The organism is Nevskia soli DSM 19509, from assembly GCF_000711955.1.
Lineage (GTDB): Bacteria > Pseudomonadota > Gammaproteobacteria > Nevskiales > Nevskiaceae > Nevskia > Nevskia soli.
This window is the reverse complement of the sequence record NZ_JONR01000001.1, coordinates 330,190-346,058: the sequence shown is the minus strand read 5'-3', so window position 1 is coordinate 346,058 and position 15,869 is coordinate 330,190. Positions and strand designations below refer to the sequence as shown.

Sequence of the window (15,869 nt, the reverse complement as noted above, 5' to 3'; positions counted from 1 at the left end):
CGACGGGCGATGACCTGGGAAAGATAGCGCCGCCAGCCGGATAATTCAACAATTTTCTTTGCTTAATCAACAAGTACTGCCAGACACTTCAAGTTTATTGTGGGCCGGAAGGCGGGAAATCACCCCGGCAACAGGCCCGCGGCGGCCAAAATCGGAGCCAGCGCCGGAGTGGATTCGAGACGGATTTCCCGGCCCGTGCCAGCGGCTTGCAGGAAGATCTTCAAGTCCGCCGTCGGCAGCTGGCCGGCGCCGCGTTCCGGCCATTCCACCAGCCAGACCGAGCTTTCGGGGGGCGTATCGTACACGCCCAGCTGCTCCAGTTCGGCGGCATCGGACAGGCGGTAAAGGTCCAGATGCAGCAGGCTGCGACCGGCCAATTCGTAGGGCTCGACCAGGGTGTAGGTAGGGCTGCGGATGGCGCCGCTGGCGCCCAGTTCGCGCAACCAGCCGCGCACCAGGGTGGTCTTGCCGGCGCCGAGGTCGCCGTGCAGGAACACTACGAGGCCGGCGCAGCCGATGAGGGCGCGCGCCAGCCGTGCGCCCATCGCCTCGGTGGCTGCGGCATCGGCCAGGTCGAGGCGGACGGACGTTCCGCTCAAGGATTCACCACCGCGCGCAGGGCCTCGATCAGGTCCGACGGCACCAGGCCGCGTTCGCCGTCGCGAGCGGCACGATCGCCGGCCAGCGCATGTGCCAGGACGGCAGCGGCGCCGGCGTTCTCGGGATTCAAGCCCTGGGCGAGGAAAGCCGCGGCGATGCCGGTCAGGGCGTCGCCCATACCTCCCACGCCCATGCCGGGGTTACCGTAAGGGCAGAGTACCGGTTCGTCCGCGCCCTGCACCAGGGTGCCGGCGCCCTTGAGCAGGGCCACCCCACCGTAGCGCTGCCGCAGTTCGCCCGTCGCTTTCAACCGGTCGGCCTGGACTTCGGCCGTGGAGATGCCAAGCAGGCGCCCGGCCTCGCCCGGATGGGGCGTCAGGATCCACCGTTCGTTGCGTTGAGGAGCCTGCGCCAGCAGATTCAAGGCATCGGCATCGACCACCAGGGGCTTGCCGGCGCTGAAGGCTTCGGCGCAGGCCATGCGCCCCCACTCCCCCTGCCCAAGGCCCGGGCCGATGGCGATCACGTCGGCGCGGCCAATGGCGGTTTGCAGCTCACCCGCCGCTTCGACACCGCGGCACATCAGTTCCGGCTGCGCCGCCGTCAGCAGCGGCGCGTGCGCGGCGCGGGTGGCGACGCTGATCAGGCCGGCGCCGGCGCGCATGGCGGCGCGGGCCGCCAGCAGCACCGCGCCGATGGTGCCGGCGTCACCGCCGATGACCAGGACATGGCCGTTGTCACCCTTGTGCGAGGTGCGTGGCCGCGGCGGTAGCCAACGGCGCAGATCGTCCGCATCCAGCAGGCGCGCCAGCGGCGCGATATCCCCGTAGACCGCAGCGGGCACTTCCAGTGCATCGAACACGACGGGGCCGGTGCAACCCGGCCCTTGCCCGGTATGCAGGCCCAGCTTGCGGCCGATGAAGGTGACGGTGAGGTCGGCGCGAACCGCCTGGCCGAGAATCGCCCCGGTGTCGGCCTGCAAGCCGGAAGGAATGTCCACCGCCAGCACCAGGGCACCCTGCCCGCGCGCCCGCGCGATGGCTTCGATTGCGGCGAGTGCCGCGCCCTGCGGCGGGCGCGATAGGCCGGTGCCGAAAATGGCATCGACGATCAGATCGGCCTTGAAGAAGTCATCACCGGCATCCTCAAAACGCTCGATGGCGCCCTGCCCCAGCCAGGCCGTGCGGGCCGTAGCGGCATCCCCCTTGGGTGCATGCCCGTCGATCTCGCAGACGCGCACCTTGCAACCGGCGGCCTGCGCCAGACGCGCGATCTCGTAGCCGTCGCCGCCGTTGTTGCCGGATCCGGCGACCACCGCCACCGTACGCAGCAGCGGCCAGCGGTCGTGCGCCGCATTCCAGGCCGCCGCCGCTGCGCGGCGCATCAGGGTATAGCCGGGGATACCGTGGTCCTCGATGGTGCGGCGATCCAGCTCGCGCACCTGTGCGGCGGCATACAATCGGTGGTCGATCATCGTCATGACATCAGTATAGTGACCTCCGCTTCCCTTCCCACCGACCTGCCCGCGCGAATTAAAGCCTGGGCGCGCGAATACGGCTTCGCCGACGCCGCCATCGCGCCGCTGTCCCTGGAAGCGGACCGCGCGCAACTCGAACGCTGGCTGGCGGACGGCTGGCACGGTGAAATGGAATACATGGCGCGCGATCCGGAGATGCGCGCGAATCCGGCCAAGCTGCGCCCCGGCACGCTGTCGGCGATCAGCGCGCGGCTCGACTACCAGCCGCCGGCGGACGCGGCTGAAGCCAACCTGGCGGACGGCGAGCGCGCCTACATTTCGCGCTATGCCTTGGGCCGCGATTACCACAAGCTGATGCGCTCGCGGCTGAAGAAGCTGGCCGAGCGCATCGCCGTGGAGATCGGCCCGCACGGCTACCGCGTATTTTCCGACAGCGCGCCTTCACTGGAAAAAGCCCTGGCGCGCAACGCCGGCCTCGGCTGGATCGGCAAGAACACGCTGCTGCTGACGCGCGAAGCCGGCTCATGGTTCTTCCTCGGCGAGATCTACACCGACCTGCCTCTCACCGCCGATGTCGCAGCGCCGACCAATCTCTGCGGCAGCTGCACGGCCTGCATCGACATCTGCCCGACGCAGGCCATCGTCGGCCCCTACAAGCTCGATGCGCGCCGCTGTGTTTCCTATCTCACCATCGAGAATCGCGGCCCGATTCCGGAGGAACTGCGGCCGCTGATGGGCAACCGCATCTTCGGCTGCGACGACTGCCAGCTGGTCTGCCCCTGGAACCGCTACGCCCAGGTCAGCACCGATCCCGACTTCGCACCGCGGCATGGGCTGGACACGGCCAAGCTGACCGAACTGTTCGCCTGGAGCGAGGAGGAGTGGTCGCGCAAAACCGAGGGGATGGCGATGCGACGCGCCGGCTACCACGGCTTTCTGCGCAACATCGCCGTGGCGTTGGGCAATGCACCAGCCACCGCAGCGGTGCTTGCAGCCTTGAATGCGCGCGCGCAGGACAACGACGAGCTGGTGCGCGAACACACGCAGTGGGCGCTCAGGCAGCAAACCGCATGGGAATCGGGAATGGAGAATCGGAAATCGTGAAAAGCTGAAGCGTCAGCGCTTTGCGATTCCCGATTCTCCATTCCCGATTTCCGGCTTCACTCCAGCGGACACACCACCGACGGCCCCGAATGCTTTGCCACTTCGCGCTGCGTCTGCTGGTAAGAGGCGCGCAGATTGGGCGTGCGCTCCAGTTCCAGTGCGCGATTGACTTCGTCCTCGGCCTGATCGGCGCATTGCCGGTCGAGCAGCGCCTTGGCCAAGCCGTGATGCGCGGCGGCATTATCCGGCTGCAAGGTGATGGCCGTGTTGAAGGCAAGCGTGGCGCCACGCAGGTTGTGGATGGCGTAATCGTTGCGGCCCAGCCCGGCCCAGGCCTGCGCCTCATTCGGCCAGCGCCGCGTGACCGCAGCATAGGCCTGCGCGGCGGCGTCGGGCTTACCCTCCCGTTCGATCAGATCAGCGCCGGTCAGCCAGTCCTGCGCGGAGGCCGCCTCCGGAATTTCAGCCGGCAGCGCGGTCAACATGGCCCAGTAACTGCTGTCGTGCCAGGCAGCGAGGAAATCGCCGTAGCTCATCACCCGGCGCTGCTCGGTGCCGGTGCGCAACGTGAACGTGCTGGCGCCGGGATCGACACCCAGCACCACGGCGTATTGCCACTGCTTCAGCACCAGGCCTTCCCGCAGCAGCACCAGCACCGGATGACCGGCCTGCACCTGGTGCACCACGTCGAGGTCGAGCTGTTTCGACTTCAGCACATAGGGCACGCGCCCGTAATGGGCCGCGGCGCTGTGCATATAGCCCTGCGGGGTATCGTTGGTCTTGGGCTCGTAGACCAGGCTGACCAGATCGGCCGGCGCCACCTGTGCGCCGTTCGCCGCCAGCATCATCGCCAGCGCGGCAGGACCGCCCTGGTAACCCTCCTGCGGATAGAACGGCACTTCCTTCAGATCCACCGCCGCCCCGTTGACGTGGTAGTCACGCAGCTGCGGACCGGCTGCGCATCCGGCAAGAACGGCCAGGCACCACAAGGCAAGGGCGTGGACAAGGCGTGAATTGGAATGGGACGGAAGCACGGGGCAATCCTGTCAAAAATACAGGGGAGAGAACTATTGACCGCTGCGCGCCAGCAAAGTGCGGGTCGACGGGTCCAGGCTGACGCCGGCGTCGCCCGCCATCGCCGCCAACACCGACTGCGCCAGCTGCTTGCCCAGTTCCACGCCCCATTGGTCGAAGGCGTTGATGTTCCAGATCACGCTCTGCACGAAGGTGCGATGTTCGTACAGTGCCAGCAGCGCGCCCAAGTGATGCGGATCGAGCTGCGGCAGCAACAGGGTATTGCTGGGACGGTTGCCGCTGAACACGCGATGCGGCAGCGCGGCTTCCAGCGTCTCTCCCTCCAGGCCCTTGCCCTGAAGTTCGGTGCGTACCTGCTGCGGCGTCTTGCCCAGCATCAGCGCGGCGCTCTGCGCCAGGCAGTTGGCGATGAGCATGCGTTGCTGCTCTTCCAGCGCGTGCGCGGCGCGCAGCGGCAGGATGAAATCCACCGGGTGGATGGCCGGCCCCTGGTGCAGCATCTGGAAGAAGGCATGCTGGCCATTGGTACCGACATCGCCCCAAAGCGCGGGAGTGGTGGCGTAGTCCACCGCCTGTCCCTGGCGGTCGATGCTCTTGCCGTTGGATTCCATCTCCAGCTGCTGCAGCCAGGGCACGAAGAATTCCAGGTCCTGCGCATACGGCGCGACCACCTGGCTGCGCGCGCCGAAGCGGGCGCCCAGACAATTGCGGTTCCACACCGCCAACAGGCCCAGCAGCACCGGCAGGTTCTTCTCCAGCGGTGCGCTGCGGAAATGCGCATCCATGGCATGCGCACCGGCGAGCAACTCGCGGAAACGCGCGGCGCCGATGGCGACGGCGATCGACAGTCCCACCGCCGACCACAAGGAATAGCGCCCGCCGACCCAGTCCCAGAACTCGAACATGTTGGCGGCGTCGATGCCGAACTTCGCCACCTCCTTGCTGCTGGTGGATACCGCGACGAAATGGCGGCCCACCGCGCCCTCGCCCAGTGCCGCCACCAGCCAGCGCCGCGCCGCGCCGGCATTGGCCATGGTCTCCAGCGTGGTGAACATCTTGGAGGTGACGATGAACAGCGTCGTCGCCGGCTCCAGGCCATGCAGCACCGCGGTCAGCTGGGCGCCGTCGACGTTGGCGACGAAATGCACCCGCGGACCATCCGCATGCCCGGTCAGCGCCCGGCACACCATGCGCGGACCCAGATCCGAACCGCCGATGCCGATATTGACCACATCGGTGATGGCGCATCCGCTCGCGCCGAGCCAGTTGCCGGAGCGGACCTGCTCGGCGAAGGCGCAGACCCGATCCAGCACGCCGTGCACCTGCGGGCCCACATCGCGCCCACCGATCCGCATAGCGGCATCCCGCGGCGCGCGCAAGGCGACGTGAAACGCCGCGCGATTCTCGGTCTGGTTGATGGCTTCGCCCGCAAACATGCGCCCGATCCAGCCCGACAAGTTCTGCTGTTCCGCCAGCACCAGCAGCAGCTTCAGCGCCTGCTCGTCAGCCTGCTGCTTGGAATAATCGAGATAGATTCCCGCCGCCTCGGCGGAAAAGCGCTGCGGCCGCTGCGCATCGGCGCCGAACAGGTCGGAAATATTGCCTTCGGCCAGCTGCGCCGCATGCTTCCGCAAGGCTATCCAGGCCGGGCTTTCGGTCAAAGAGGACATCACAAGATCGCAGGCAATAAAAAAGAGGTCCAAGCTTACTGGGCCTGGACCTCCGATATCTAGCGAAAACGTCTTTAGGCGGCTTGAACCGGGATCGTGTTAGCAGTGCGCGTCACGCGGTTGCCTTCGTCGAGATACACCAGCTTCGGCTTGTGCACCTTGGCCTCGCGCGCATCGACATCGCAGTAGCTGCAGATGATGACGCGATCGCCGACGCGGGCCTTATGGGCGGCAGCGCCGTTGACCGAGATGATGCCGCTGCCGTTCTCGGCGCGGATGGCGTAGGTGGTGAAGCGCTCGCCGTTGCCGACGTTGTAGATCTGGATCTGCTCGTATTCGTGGATACCGGCGAGATCGAGCAGGCGACCGTCGATGGCGCAGGAGCCTTCGTAGTCGAGTTCAGCGTGGGTCACGCGGGCGCGGTGCAGTTTGCACTTGAGCATAGTCAGTTGCATGGCGTATTCCTGGATGTTTGGGAGACCCCGGGCGGCCCACGAAGACATACACCCGAAATCGACTACAGATAACATCAAGGGCGGCCCAAAAAGACATACGCCCATCGGCTGTGACATCGGTCACAGTTCAATAACGAAAGTGTAACCGTCCGGATCGCGGACGCCAACCCTGCGGACCTAAGCATAGAACCGGTCCGACAAACGGCGGCAGTGGCAAAAAACTCCCACAACCTTCAGAAACCTCGCACAAACATTCAATAAATCAGGGCCTTGAAATATGAACCTCAGGCCGGTCCGTCAACCCTGATCTGCAAATTGTCGATGAGCCGCGTGGTACCCAGATGCGCCGCCGCCAGGATCGCGAAGGCCGCCGCATCCGCCTGCGGCACACCCAGGTCGGGCGCCCGCACCTCCAGATACTGGGGACGGAATCCAGCGCTTTCCAGCGCCGCCCACTGCTCGGCGCAGAGGGCCTCAAAATCGCGGCGGCCGGCCCTGAGCCCTTCGCCGATCGCCGCCAGGGCTGCATACAAACGCGGCGCCAGGGCACGCTCCCGCGGATTCAGATACTGATTGCGCGAGCTCAGCGCCAGCCCGTCGGCATCACGCAGGGTCTGCGCACCGGCGATGCGCAAGGGCATGCCGAGGTCAGCCACCATGCGGCGGACCACCTGCAGCTGCTGCCAATCTTTCTCGCCGAACACGGCCACGTCAGGCCGTACCAGGTTGAACAGGATATTGACCACCGTGGCCACGCCCTCGAAATGGCCCGGACGGAAATGGCCGTCGAGGATTTCGGTGAGCGCACCGCCGACCCGCACCGTGGTGGCCGGCGGATAGCCCGCCGGGTAAACATCCGACACGGCGGGCGCGAACAAAAGGTCGGCACCGGCTTCGCGCAGCAGCTTCGCATCGGCTTCCAGGGTGCGCGGATAGCGCTGGAAATCCTCGTTGGGACCGAATTGCAGCGGATTGACGAAGACGCTGACCGCCACGCATTCGCCGAGCTGGCGTGCACGCTCCACCAGGCTGAGGTGGCCGCCGTGCAGATTGCCCATGGTCGGCACCAGCGCAACGGTTTCACGCCGGCTGCGCCATTCGGCCAGTTCGGTGTGCAGTTCGGAAACTTTGTGGACGATGCGCATGGATTCAGGCAGGTAAGGCGCAGACCAGTTCGGTCCGGTCTGCGCCGTGGGAACACCCGAAATTATGACTTATGTCACTGGAAACAGTGTTCCGGCGCAGGATACTTGCCGCTGCGGACTTCCTGCACATAGGCGCGGATGGCGCCCTCGATGTCCGGCGCGCCTTCCATGTAGTTCTTGACGAAGCGCGGCTTGTGGCCGAGCGTGACCATGGGCGAGATGTTGAGGATGTCCTGCAGCACCAGGATCTGGCCGCTCACGTCCGGGCCGGCGCCGATACCGATCACCGGGATATGCGCCTGTTCGGTGATGCGCTTGCCCAGGCTGCTGGGGATGCACTCAAGCACCATCAGGTCGGCGCCGGCTTCCTCCAATATCTTGGCGTCGCGCACCATCGCCTCGGCGGCGGCGTCCTCGCGGCCCTGCACCTTGAAGGCGCCCATCTTGTGAATCAGCTGCGGCTGCAGGCCCAGATGCGCACACACCGGCACACCGCGCACCGAAAGATATTCGACGATATCGGCCTGCTCACGGCCGCCTTCGAGCTTGACCATCTTGGCCCCGCCTTCCTGCATCAGCCGCTGCGAAGCGTCGAGCGCACGCTCACGCGTGGCGAAGGAGAGGAACGGCAGGTCCGAGACCAGGAAGGCGCGCTGCAGGAACGGCGCCACCAGGCGCGAGTGGTAGGCGATATCGGTCACCGTCACTGCGGTGGTGGAGTTACGGCCCTGGATCACCATGCCGAGCGAATCGCCCACCAGCACCACGTCGACACCGGCGCGGTCTTCGAGATAGGCAAAGCTGGCGTCGTAACAGGTCAGGGCGACGATCTTCTCGCCGGCCTCGCGCATGCGGCGCAACTCGGCGACCTGGATGGCGGAACTGGGTTTGGCCTGGCTGCTCATGGGTGTCTCCCGGTCGGGCTGGTGGAAAGGGCGCCGCAAGATTCAAAACAAAACAGGGGCTGGCCGTACTGAATCACAGTCGGTTGCATGGAAGTTACCTGGATCGGCAATGCGGGGTGGCCCACCAAGACATGCACCCGGCATCGAATTGCTTGAACAGCTGAGGGCGGCCCACCAAGGCATGCGCCCGTTGACGTGGCCTCTTGCCACGTTATTGCGGCAGAAGTGTAACGGCCTGCTCCCGAGATACCAAATCATCGCAAAATCAATCACCTGCCCCCAGGAAATTGCGGATTTACTCACAGAAGCCTAGCATTTGATGCACAATCATCAGATGCAATATCACGCGGACAAACTCTATGCGCACCACACTCGACATCGATGAAGATGTGCTGACGGCGGCCAAGGAACTGGCCCGTCGCGAAGGCAAGACCGCAGGCGCGATCATCTCCGAGCTTGGACGCCGCGCACTGTCCGGTGCCGTGGCCGCTCCTGCACCCGGGAAGGGGCAGCGAATTCCCGGATTTCAACCGTTCGCGTCACGCGGCGGTGTCGTCACCAATGCACGTATCGATGAATTGCGCGACGAAGAGGGTGCTTGATGCGAGCCCTGCTCGACGTCAACGTATTGATCGCATTGCTCGATGCCGATCATATCCATCACAACGCAGCTACCGACTGGCTCGCGGGAAATATCGATCGGGGCTGGGCATCCTGTCCGATCACGCAAAACGGCTGCGTTCGCATTCTCGCCCAGCCCAGATACCCCAATCCACTGCCGGCGGCGCAGGTAGCGGAAAGGCTCGCGACAGCCGCAGCGACGCCGCATCACGAATTTTGGGCAGACAGTGTCAGCCTCCTGAATCCAGCGATAATCGACCGCTCCAGACTGCTCAACGCCAAGCAGGTGACCGACGCCTACTTGCTCGCCCTGGCTGTTGCTCATGACGGCCGTTTCGTCACCTTCGATCGCGCTATTTCGCTCGCTACCGTGATGGGAGCCCAGGCTCGTCACTTGATCGCGCTGTAACCACACACACCGGCAACGCAACGATCGAACCGGTGGAAGTAGCGCTCCTACCGGGATTCGAACCCGGATTTAACCCCCGATCGGTCCACTGCTGCGACAAGATCACGCACTTTGCCAAGGCCTGGGATCAGAAGGTCAGGGGCAATTTCAGCAAGCGGCACCAGCACGAAGGCACGGCGCTGCAATTCAGGATGCGGCAGGGTCAGGCGCGGCGTCCGCGACACCCTGCCCTCCATGTGCAACAGATCGAGATCGAGCAGGCGCGGGCCCCAGCGTTCGCCGTCGCGCTTGCGGCCGGCGGCGTTCTCGATGCCCTGCAGCAGGTCGAGCAACGCCTCCGGCTCCAGCGCGGTCTCGACCACGCAGACGGCGTTGCAGTAGTCGGGCTGGCCGGGCGGACCGAGCGGCGGCGTGCGGTAGAACGGCGAGACGGCAACAACTTCGAGCGCCGGTGCACTGCGCAGGCTGCGCAACGCCGCCTGCAGCTGTGCCGGCGGATCGCCCAGGTTGGCGCCCAGGGCGATATACGCCCTGGTCTTGTTTCTAGCCTTCTCCGCCACCCGGCGCTTCACCCGGCTTGCGGCGGCGACGGCCACCGCGGCGGCGGCGCTTCTTCTTCGGCGCCTCGCCGGGTGCACCCGGGGCCTCGTCCTGCTCCGGCGCCGGACCACGGCCGTGGTCCTCGCGCGGCAGCGGCGGCAGGTCTTCGCCCTTCTGCGCCTGCGTCCACCACTCCGCCAGCTCCATCGCGCCGGGTTCGCCGGACTGGCCGCGCAGCAGCAGGAAGTCGTAGGCGGCGCGGAAACGCGGATGGCTCAGCAGGCGCTTGACCCGGGCGCCGCGGCGGTTTTCGAAGCGCGGCTGCAACGACCAGATCTCGCGCATCGGCAGCGAAAAACGCTTGGGGATGGCGATGCGCAGCTGCTGGTGGGCGATGACTTCCTCGGCCGCCTGCACCTGCGCCACCGGCGGCGCATGCCCCTGCTTGCGCTCCAGTTGCTCCAGGCGCTTGGCATAGGCCGGCCACAGCATGGCGGCGAACAGGAAGGCCGGGGTCACCGGCTGGTCGGCGACGATGCGCGCGGCGGTGTTGGCCAGGGCGCGGTTGATCAGTGTCTCGACACTGGGGCCGTCCGCGTCCAGCGCCTCGTCGGTCAACGGCAGCAGGTGGCTGAACAGGCCGTACTTGCGCAGGCCCTTGAGGTTGGCCACCGCATCGCGGCTGAGGAACAGCTTGAGCACCTCGTCGAACAGGCGCGCCGGGGGAATTTCCCGCAGCAGGGACGCCAGCCGGTGGATCGGCTCGGCGGTGTCCTTGGCGATGGAGAAGCCCAGCTTGTTGGCGATGCGCACCGCGCGCAGCATGCGCACCGGGTCCTCGCGATAGCGCAGCTCCGGGTCGCCGATCAGGCGCAGGCTGCGCTGCCGCAGGTCCTCGACGCCGCCGGCGAAATCGACGATGGAAAAGTCGCGGATGTCGTAATACAGGGCGTTGACGGTGAAATCGCGGCGGAACGCATCTTCCTGCAGGGTGCCGTAGACGTTGTCGGACAGGATGCGGCCGGTCTCGTCGCGCTCGTGGCTGTCGGTGATCGGGCCGCGGAAGGTGGTGACTTCGAGAATCTCCTCGCCCATGCGCACGTGGGCGATGAGGAAGCGGCGGCCGACCAGGCGGCAGGAGCGGAACAGCCGGCGGATCTCGTCGGGATGGGCGCTGGTGGCGATGTCGAAGTCTTTCGGCTCGATGTCGGCCAGCAGGTCGCGCACCGCGCCGCCCACCAGGTAGGCTTCGTGGCCGGCGTCCTTCAGCGTGTACAGGACCTTGAGGCTGCCGTTGGAGATATTCGAACGCGAGATCGGATGCTGATCCCGCGGAATGCGGAGCGGCTCGATGATGATCGGCTCCTTGTCTTCCTTGACCTCGTTGCCCGATTGCGCGCCGAACCAAGCCGCCGCGCGTGTGAAAAACTTTACGATAAAGCCCCCTTGGCCGGTCAAACGAAAAAGCCCGCGCGCGCGGGCCCTCGTGTAAACCGGCACTCATTCCTCGGCGCCCGGCCGACATCGCCGTTCCAGCCACAAGCCCCCGTCGGATGCGGTGCATCGGCGGAAACGCCCGCCATTGGGCGCGTCCACGAGGGAAATTCCTGAGCAGCAGTCTAACATGGGCTGCGCGGCCAACGGCAGGCCGGCAGCCCCACCCGTCGCGGTTTCAGTTGCCGAGGTGGTCGCCGGGCAGCTCCGGCGTGTATTTCGGCAGCACACGGGCCTGCGTGGCCTGCTCGAAATCGTAGCCGTAGCCGAGCAGCTTGCCCTCGCTCCAGGCGCGTCCCATGAAGGAGATCGTCACCGGCAGGCCTTCGACGGTCATGCCCGCGGGCACGATCAGGTCCGGAAAGCCGGTCTGGCTGGCCAGGGCCGCCGGGGAGGCGCCGCCACTGCCCGCGCCGGGCGCCGGGCGGGGTTCGTCGATCACCGACGCCGGGCGCGGCACCGAGGGGTAGACCATGGCGTCGAGCTTGTACTTGGCGAACAGGCTCTCGGCCACCGCCGTGGTCGAAGCCAGGCCCTGGTCGCGCGCCGCGAGGTAGGCGGGATCGTCCAGCGCCAGGGCTTCCTTGTCCATCTTGGCCATGGCGTCGCGCTTCCACGGGCTGGTGTAGCCGGTATGCGGATCGCGCGCTTTGGCCACCACCTCGGCCAGGGTGCGCGGGAAGCCGGGCGCCAGCGTGGCCAGGTAATCGGCCAGCTGCGATTTGAACTCGGCGTCGATGATCAGGGTGTGCAGCGGGCCGATGCCCTTGAGCAGGTAGTCCGGCAGCTTCACCGGGTCGATCACGGTGGCGCCGAGCTGCTGCAGCCGCACGATGGCCTGCTCCATCACGAAATCGGTGCCGGGGCTCTGCCCCATGTAGTCGCGCATCACGCCGATGCGGGCGCCCTTGAGCGAACCCGCCTTCAGGTACTTGGTGTAGTCCGTCTCGAAATGGCCGGCGCTGGCCGCGGTGGCCGGGTCGGTCTTGTCCACGCCGGTCATCACGCCGAGCGATACGGCCAGGTCGCTGACGTTGCGCGCCATCGGGCCGCCGGTGTCGAACGACAGCGCCAGCGGGATGATACCGCTGCGGCTGAGCAGCCCGCGCGTCGGCTTGAGTCCGGCGATGCCGTTGGCCGAAGAGGGATTGCGGATCGAGCCGGCGGTGTCGGTACCGAGCCCGAACTGGGCGAAGGCGGCGGCGATGCCGGCACCGGTGCCGGCGCTGGAACCCGAGGGGCCGCGCGTCAGATCGTGGGGATTGAGGGTCTGGCCGCCGAGCGAGCTGTAGCCGTTCGGCGCACCGCCGGAATAAGCGAATTCGTGCAGGTTGACCTTGGCGACGATGACCACGCCGGCGTCGCGCAGCTTCTTCACCATGAAGGCATCGCTGGACGGGATCGAGCCCAGCAGCGTTTGCGAACCGCCGGTGGTCGGCAGGTCGTAGGTGTTGTAGTTGTCCTTCACCAGGATCGGGATGCCGTGCAGCGGACCGCGCACCTTGCCGGCCTTGCGCTCGGCATCGAGCGCCCGCGCCGTCTCCAGCGCCTTGGGATTGAGGGTGATGACGGTGTTGATCTTCGGGCCGGCCTTGTCGTAGGCCTCGACGCGCTTGAGATAGGCCTGGGTCAAAGCCTCGGAGCTGACCGAGCCGTCACGCATCGCCGCCTCGACCTCGGCAATGGTGGCGTTGGTGATGTCGATGGTCCGCGCCTGTGCCGGCAGCGCCGCCGTCAGGGACAGCAGGGCCGCGCCGATGAGGGCCGGCAGCCGGCGGGTAGGCAGGGACGGGACGGGGGCGCGCAACGGGTGGTGCATGGTCTCTCCGGGGAGGGCCGTCGCGAACGGACGGATTCCGGAACAAGACGCGGCGCGGCGGGAGCCCCCTACCCGCGCCGGTACCGCACCCCCGATTTAAACGAAACAGCCCGTCCTGGCGATATGGCCCATCCCTATGGCACCGGCCGGAGAAGCCGCTCTAAAGCCCCAGGATTTCCCTGAACCGCGGCCCGAAATCATCACGCCAATGCGGCAAGCTTAATCCGAAGGTGCGCGCGATCTTGCCGCAGTCCAGGCGGGAGTTCGCCGGCCGCCGAGCCGGCGTCGGATAGGCCGAAGCGGGGATCGGCAGGATCTCGCGGCAGCGGACCGCCGCTGCGTCCATGGCGCGCAATTGTTCGACGATGGCGCCGGCAAATTCATACCAGCTTGCCTCGCCGGCGCTTTGCAGGTGGTAGAGGCCGCTGATCGCGGCCTCGCCGGCGCCCGCTAATTGCCAGATCAGTTGCGCGGTGGTTTCAGCGATGAGATGGCTGGAAGTGGGCGCGCCGATCTGGTCGGCGACGATGGAAAGCTTCTCGCGCTCCCGCGCCAGCCGCACGATGGTCTTGGCGAAATTGGCACCGTGCGCACCGTAGACCCAACTGGTCCTGAGGATGATATGGGCGCCGCCCTCCGCCGCGATGGCGGCCTCGCCCGCCAGTTTGGAGCGGCCGTACGCATTGATCGGACCCGTGGCATCGGTCTCCAGGTAGGCGCCCTGCGGCTTGTCCCCGGCAAACACGTAGTCGGTCGAATAGTGCACCAGCCAGGCGCCCAGGGCAGCCGCTTCCTGTGCCAGCACGGCGGGCGCGCGCGCATTGACGGCAAACGCGAGGTCAGGCTCGCTCTCGGCCTTGTCCACCGCGGTGTAGGCGGCGGCATTGACGATCAGCGTGGGACGCACCCGCCGCACCAGGGCGCGGATGGCTGATTCGTCGCACAGGTCAAGCGTGGCCCGGTCCGCGGCAATCACTTCCCCCAGCGGCGCCAGCGTCCGCAGCAACTCATGTCCGACCTGGCCGTTGCGGCCGAGCAGCAGGATCCTGGCACCATCGATGGTCATCAGGGAAACACCTCGGCGTCGCGCAGCAAGCTGCCTGCCGCATCCTTCTTGGCCAGGACCGGCTCGAAATCGATCGGCCAATGGATGCCGATCCGCGGATCGTTCCAGATGATGCTGCGTTCATGCGCCGGCGCGTAGTAATCGGTGGTCTTGTAGAGGAATTCCGCCGTGTCGGACAGCGTGACGAAGCCATGTGCAAAGCCGGGTGGCACCCACAGCATGCGCTTGTTCTCGCCGGACAGTTCCATGCCGGTCCATTGACCGAAAGTCGGCGAGGAACGGCGCAGGTCCACCGCCACATCGAACACCCGTCCCTGCACCACTCGCACCAGCTTCCCCTGCGTCTGCTGGATCTGGTAGTGCAGGCCGCGCAGCACGCCGCGGCTGGAGCGCGAATGATTGTCCTGCACGAAGTCGGGATCGACGCCGGTGCCCTGCGCGAACACCTTGCGATTGAAACTCTCGTAGAAGAAGCCGCGATCGTCGCCGAACACTTTCGGCTCGATCAGCACCACATCGGGTAGTTCCAGGCGGATAAAGTTCATGGCCTGCTCTTGAAGGATTCAGAAGATATTGATGTGCAGCAGCTCTTTCAGGTACTTGCCATAGCCGCTCTTGCCCAGCTTGGCGGCCAGCACTTCGAGCTGCTCGCCGTTGATGTAGCCGAGACGGTAGGCGATCTCCTCGGGGCAGGCGATCTTCAGGCCCTGGCGCTTCTCGATGGTCTGCACATACTGGCTCGCCTCGATCAGGGAATCATGGGTGCCGGTGTCGAGCCAGGCATGGCCGCGCCCCATGATGGTGACCTGGAGCTGGTTCATCTCCAGGTAGCGGCTGTTCAGGTCGGTGATTTCCAGCTCGCCGCGGGGCGATGGCCGCAGCGACCTGGCGATTTCGGCGGCGCGGTTGTCGTAGAAATACAGGCCGGTGACGGCGTAGCGGGATTTCGGCTTGGCCGGCTTCTCCTCCAGGCTGACCGCACGCCCGCCGGCGTCGAACTCGACCACGCCATAACGCTCCGGATCGTGCACGGGATAGGCGAATACGGTGGCGCCCTCGGCGCGCCGGTCGGCCGCCTTCAGATCGTCGGCGAGGTCGTGACCATAGAAAATGTTGTCGCCCAGCACCAGCGCCGACGGCGCATCGCCGAGGAAGGACTCGCCGATGATGAAGGCCTGGGCCAGACCGTCCGGCGAAGGCTGGACGGCATAGCTCAGATTGAGCCCCCACTGCCCGCCGTCGCCGAGCAGCTGCTGGAAGCGCGGCACATCCTGCGGCGTGGAGATGATCAGGATGTCGCGGATTCCCACCAGCATCAGCGTCGACAGCGGGTAGTAGATCATCGGTTTGTCGTATACCGGCAGCAATTGCTTGGATACGGCCAGGGTCACCGGATAGAGCCGCGTGCCGGAGCCGCCGGCGAGGATGATGCCCTTGCGTGCGGGCGTAGCGGTGTTGTTTGGCATGGGCGTGGAGGTCCGCGAAAAAGTGGTGAGTGGAAGCCTGTGGTGCTGCTTGTGCGGCCGGCG

At 66.2% G+C, this 15,869-nt stretch carries 16 protein-coding genes; 3 read left to right on the top strand and 13 right to left on the bottom strand.

Annotated elements, in window-relative coordinates:
- Nucleotides 1-119: 119 nt before the first annotated feature.
- Nucleotides 120-599 carry a tRNA (adenosine(37)-N6)-threonylcarbamoyltransferase complex ATPase subunit type 1 TsaE gene (gene tsaE / locus BP26_RS0101570; RefSeq protein WP_036515796.1) on the bottom strand — a complete coding sequence of 160 codons (480 nt, stop codon included), beginning with the start codon at nucleotides 597-599 and terminating at the stop codon, nucleotides 120-122.
- Entirely contained in the window at nucleotides 596-2,074 is a 1,479-nt protein-coding gene (locus BP26_RS0101565) for an NAD(P)H-hydrate dehydratase (RefSeq protein ID WP_211254793.1), read from the bottom strand. Before BP26_RS0101565 ends, tsaE begins: the two co-directional genes overlap by 4 nt.
- 18 nt (nucleotides 2,075-2,092) lie before the next feature.
- On the opposite strand from BP26_RS0101565, the gene queG reads away from it, so the two are divergent.
- Nucleotides 2,093-3,181: a tRNA epoxyqueuosine(34) reductase QueG gene (queG, locus tag BP26_RS0101560; protein ID WP_036515793.1), complete on the top strand. Its 1,089-nt coding sequence runs from the start codon at nucleotides 2,093-2,095 to the stop codon at nucleotides 3,179-3,181.
- A gap of 56 nt (nucleotides 3,182-3,237) precedes the next feature.
- On the opposite strand, the gene BP26_RS26320 is transcribed toward queG, so the two are convergent.
- The 5 genes from BP26_RS26320 to panB all read right to left on the bottom strand — a co-directional run bounded on the left by BP26_RS26320 (nucleotide 3,238) and on the right by panB (nucleotide 8,391).
- Complete coding sequence (locus tag BP26_RS26320; protein ID WP_157572304.1) at nucleotides 3,238-4,215, bottom strand: PA2778 family cysteine peptidase; 978 nt, start codon at nucleotides 4,213-4,215, stop codon at nucleotides 3,238-3,240.
- Between the two features lie 33 nt (nucleotides 4,216-4,248).
- The gene (pgi, locus tag BP26_RS0101550; RefSeq protein WP_029918821.1) at nucleotides 4,249-5,886 is read right to left on the bottom strand and encodes a glucose-6-phosphate isomerase; all 1,638 of its coding nucleotides are present in this window, start codon (nucleotides 5,884-5,886) and stop codon (nucleotides 4,249-4,251) included.
- Nucleotides 5,887-5,960: 74 nt separating this feature from the next.
- On the bottom strand, nucleotides 5,961-6,341 hold the full coding sequence (gene panD, locus BP26_RS0101545; RefSeq protein WP_029918820.1) for an aspartate 1-decarboxylase: 381 nt from the start codon (nucleotides 6,339-6,341) through the stop codon (nucleotides 5,961-5,963).
- A gap of 284 nt (nucleotides 6,342-6,625) precedes the next feature.
- Nucleotides 6,626-7,486, bottom strand: a complete 861-nt coding sequence (panC, locus tag BP26_RS0101540) for a pantoate--beta-alanine ligase (RefSeq protein WP_029918819.1) — start codon at nucleotides 7,484-7,486, stop codon at nucleotides 6,626-6,628.
- A 74-nt stretch (nucleotides 7,487-7,560) separates the two neighbouring features.
- On the bottom strand, nucleotides 7,561-8,391 hold the full coding sequence (gene panB / locus BP26_RS0101535; protein ID WP_029918818.1) for a 3-methyl-2-oxobutanoate hydroxymethyltransferase: 831 nt from the start codon (nucleotides 8,389-8,391) through the stop codon (nucleotides 7,561-7,563).
- Nucleotides 8,392-8,750: 359 nt separating this feature from the next.
- Here panB and BP26_RS0101530 point away from each other — a divergent pair, with 359 nt between their 5' ends.
- Together BP26_RS0101530 and BP26_RS0101525 are read left to right on the top strand one after the other, a co-directional pair.
- Nucleotides 8,751-8,993, top strand: coding sequence for a hypothetical protein (locus BP26_RS0101530; RefSeq protein ID WP_029918817.1), 243 nt, complete (start codon nucleotides 8,751-8,753; stop codon nucleotides 8,991-8,993).
- On the top strand, nucleotides 8,993-9,421 hold the full coding sequence (locus BP26_RS0101525; protein WP_029918816.1) for a TA system VapC family ribonuclease toxin: 429 nt from the start codon (nucleotides 8,993-8,995) through the stop codon (nucleotides 9,419-9,421). Before BP26_RS0101530 ends, BP26_RS0101525 begins: the two co-directional genes overlap by 1 nt.
- 47 nt (nucleotides 9,422-9,468) lie before the next feature.
- Here the strand turns inward: BP26_RS0101525 and folK are convergent, their stop codons facing one another.
- The 6 genes from folK to rfbA form a co-directional block, all read right to left on the bottom strand.
- A complete protein-coding gene (gene folK / locus BP26_RS0101520) occupies nucleotides 9,469-10,017 on the bottom strand; it encodes a 2-amino-4-hydroxy-6-hydroxymethyldihydropteridine diphosphokinase (RefSeq protein ID WP_245611667.1) in 549 nt (182 codons plus the stop codon).
- Entirely contained in the window at nucleotides 9,965-11,419 is a 1,455-nt protein-coding gene (gene pcnB / locus BP26_RS0101515) for a polynucleotide adenylyltransferase PcnB (RefSeq protein ID WP_245611666.1), read from the bottom strand. Before pcnB ends, folK begins: the two co-directional genes overlap by 53 nt.
- A 214-nt stretch (nucleotides 11,420-11,633) precedes the next feature.
- Nucleotides 11,634-13,274: an amidase family protein gene (locus BP26_RS0101510; RefSeq protein WP_084182684.1), complete on the bottom strand. Its 1,641-nt coding sequence runs from the start codon at nucleotides 13,272-13,274 to the stop codon at nucleotides 11,634-11,636.
- A 160-nt stretch (nucleotides 13,275-13,434) separates the two neighbouring features.
- Nucleotides 13,435-14,340, bottom strand: coding sequence for a dTDP-4-dehydrorhamnose reductase (gene rfbD, locus BP26_RS0101505; protein ID WP_051748025.1), 906 nt, complete (start codon nucleotides 14,338-14,340; stop codon nucleotides 13,435-13,437).
- Nucleotides 14,340-14,885: a dTDP-4-dehydrorhamnose 3,5-epimerase gene (gene rfbC / locus BP26_RS0101500; RefSeq protein WP_029918811.1), complete on the bottom strand. Its 546-nt coding sequence runs from the start codon at nucleotides 14,883-14,885 to the stop codon at nucleotides 14,340-14,342. Before rfbC ends, rfbD begins: the two co-directional genes overlap by 1 nt.
- Before the next feature lie 18 nt (nucleotides 14,886-14,903).
- Nucleotides 14,904-15,806: a glucose-1-phosphate thymidylyltransferase RfbA gene (gene rfbA, locus BP26_RS0101495; RefSeq protein ID WP_029918810.1), complete on the bottom strand. Its 903-nt coding sequence runs from the start codon at nucleotides 15,804-15,806 to the stop codon at nucleotides 14,904-14,906.
- Nucleotides 15,807-15,869: the final 63 nt, after the last annotated feature.

Excerpts from the sequence above, each read along its gene's own strand:
- BP26_RS0101565 (WP_211254793.1), bottom strand. The coding sequence starts at position 2,074 with ATGATCGACCACCGATTGTATGCCGCCGCACAGGTGCGCGAGCTGGAT.
- pgi (WP_029918821.1), bottom strand. The coding sequence starts at position 5,886 with ATGTCCTCTTTGACCGAAAGCCCGGCCTGGATAGCCTTGCGGAAGCAT.
- panD (WP_029918820.1), bottom strand. The coding sequence starts at position 6,341 with ATGCAACTGACTATGCTCAAGTGCAAACTGCACCGCGCCCGCGTGACC.
- panC (WP_029918819.1), bottom strand. The coding sequence starts at position 7,486 with ATGCGCATCGTCCACAAAGTTTCCGAACTGCACACCGAACTGGCCGAA.
- panB (WP_029918818.1), bottom strand. The coding sequence starts at position 8,391 with ATGAGCAGCCAGGCCAAACCCAGTTCCGCCATCCAGGTCGCCGAGTTG.
- BP26_RS0101530 (WP_029918817.1), top strand. The coding sequence starts at position 8,751 with ATGCGCACCACACTCGACATCGATGAAGATGTGCTGACGGCGGCCAAG.
- BP26_RS0101525 (WP_029918816.1), top strand. The coding sequence starts at position 8,993 with ATGCGAGCCCTGCTCGACGTCAACGTATTGATCGCATTGCTCGATGCC.
- BP26_RS0101510 (WP_084182684.1), bottom strand. The coding sequence starts at position 13,274 with ATGCACCACCCGTTGCGCGCCCCCGTCCCGTCCCTGCCTACCCGCCGG.
- rfbD (WP_051748025.1), bottom strand. The coding sequence starts at position 14,340 with ATGACCATCGATGGTGCCAGGATCCTGCTGCTCGGCCGCAACGGCCAG.
- rfbC (WP_029918811.1), bottom strand. The coding sequence starts at position 14,885 with ATGAACTTTATCCGCCTGGAACTACCCGATGTGGTGCTGATCGAGCCG.
- rfbA (WP_029918810.1), bottom strand. The coding sequence starts at position 15,806 with ATGCCAAACAACACCGCTACGCCCGCACGCAAGGGCATCATCCTCGCC.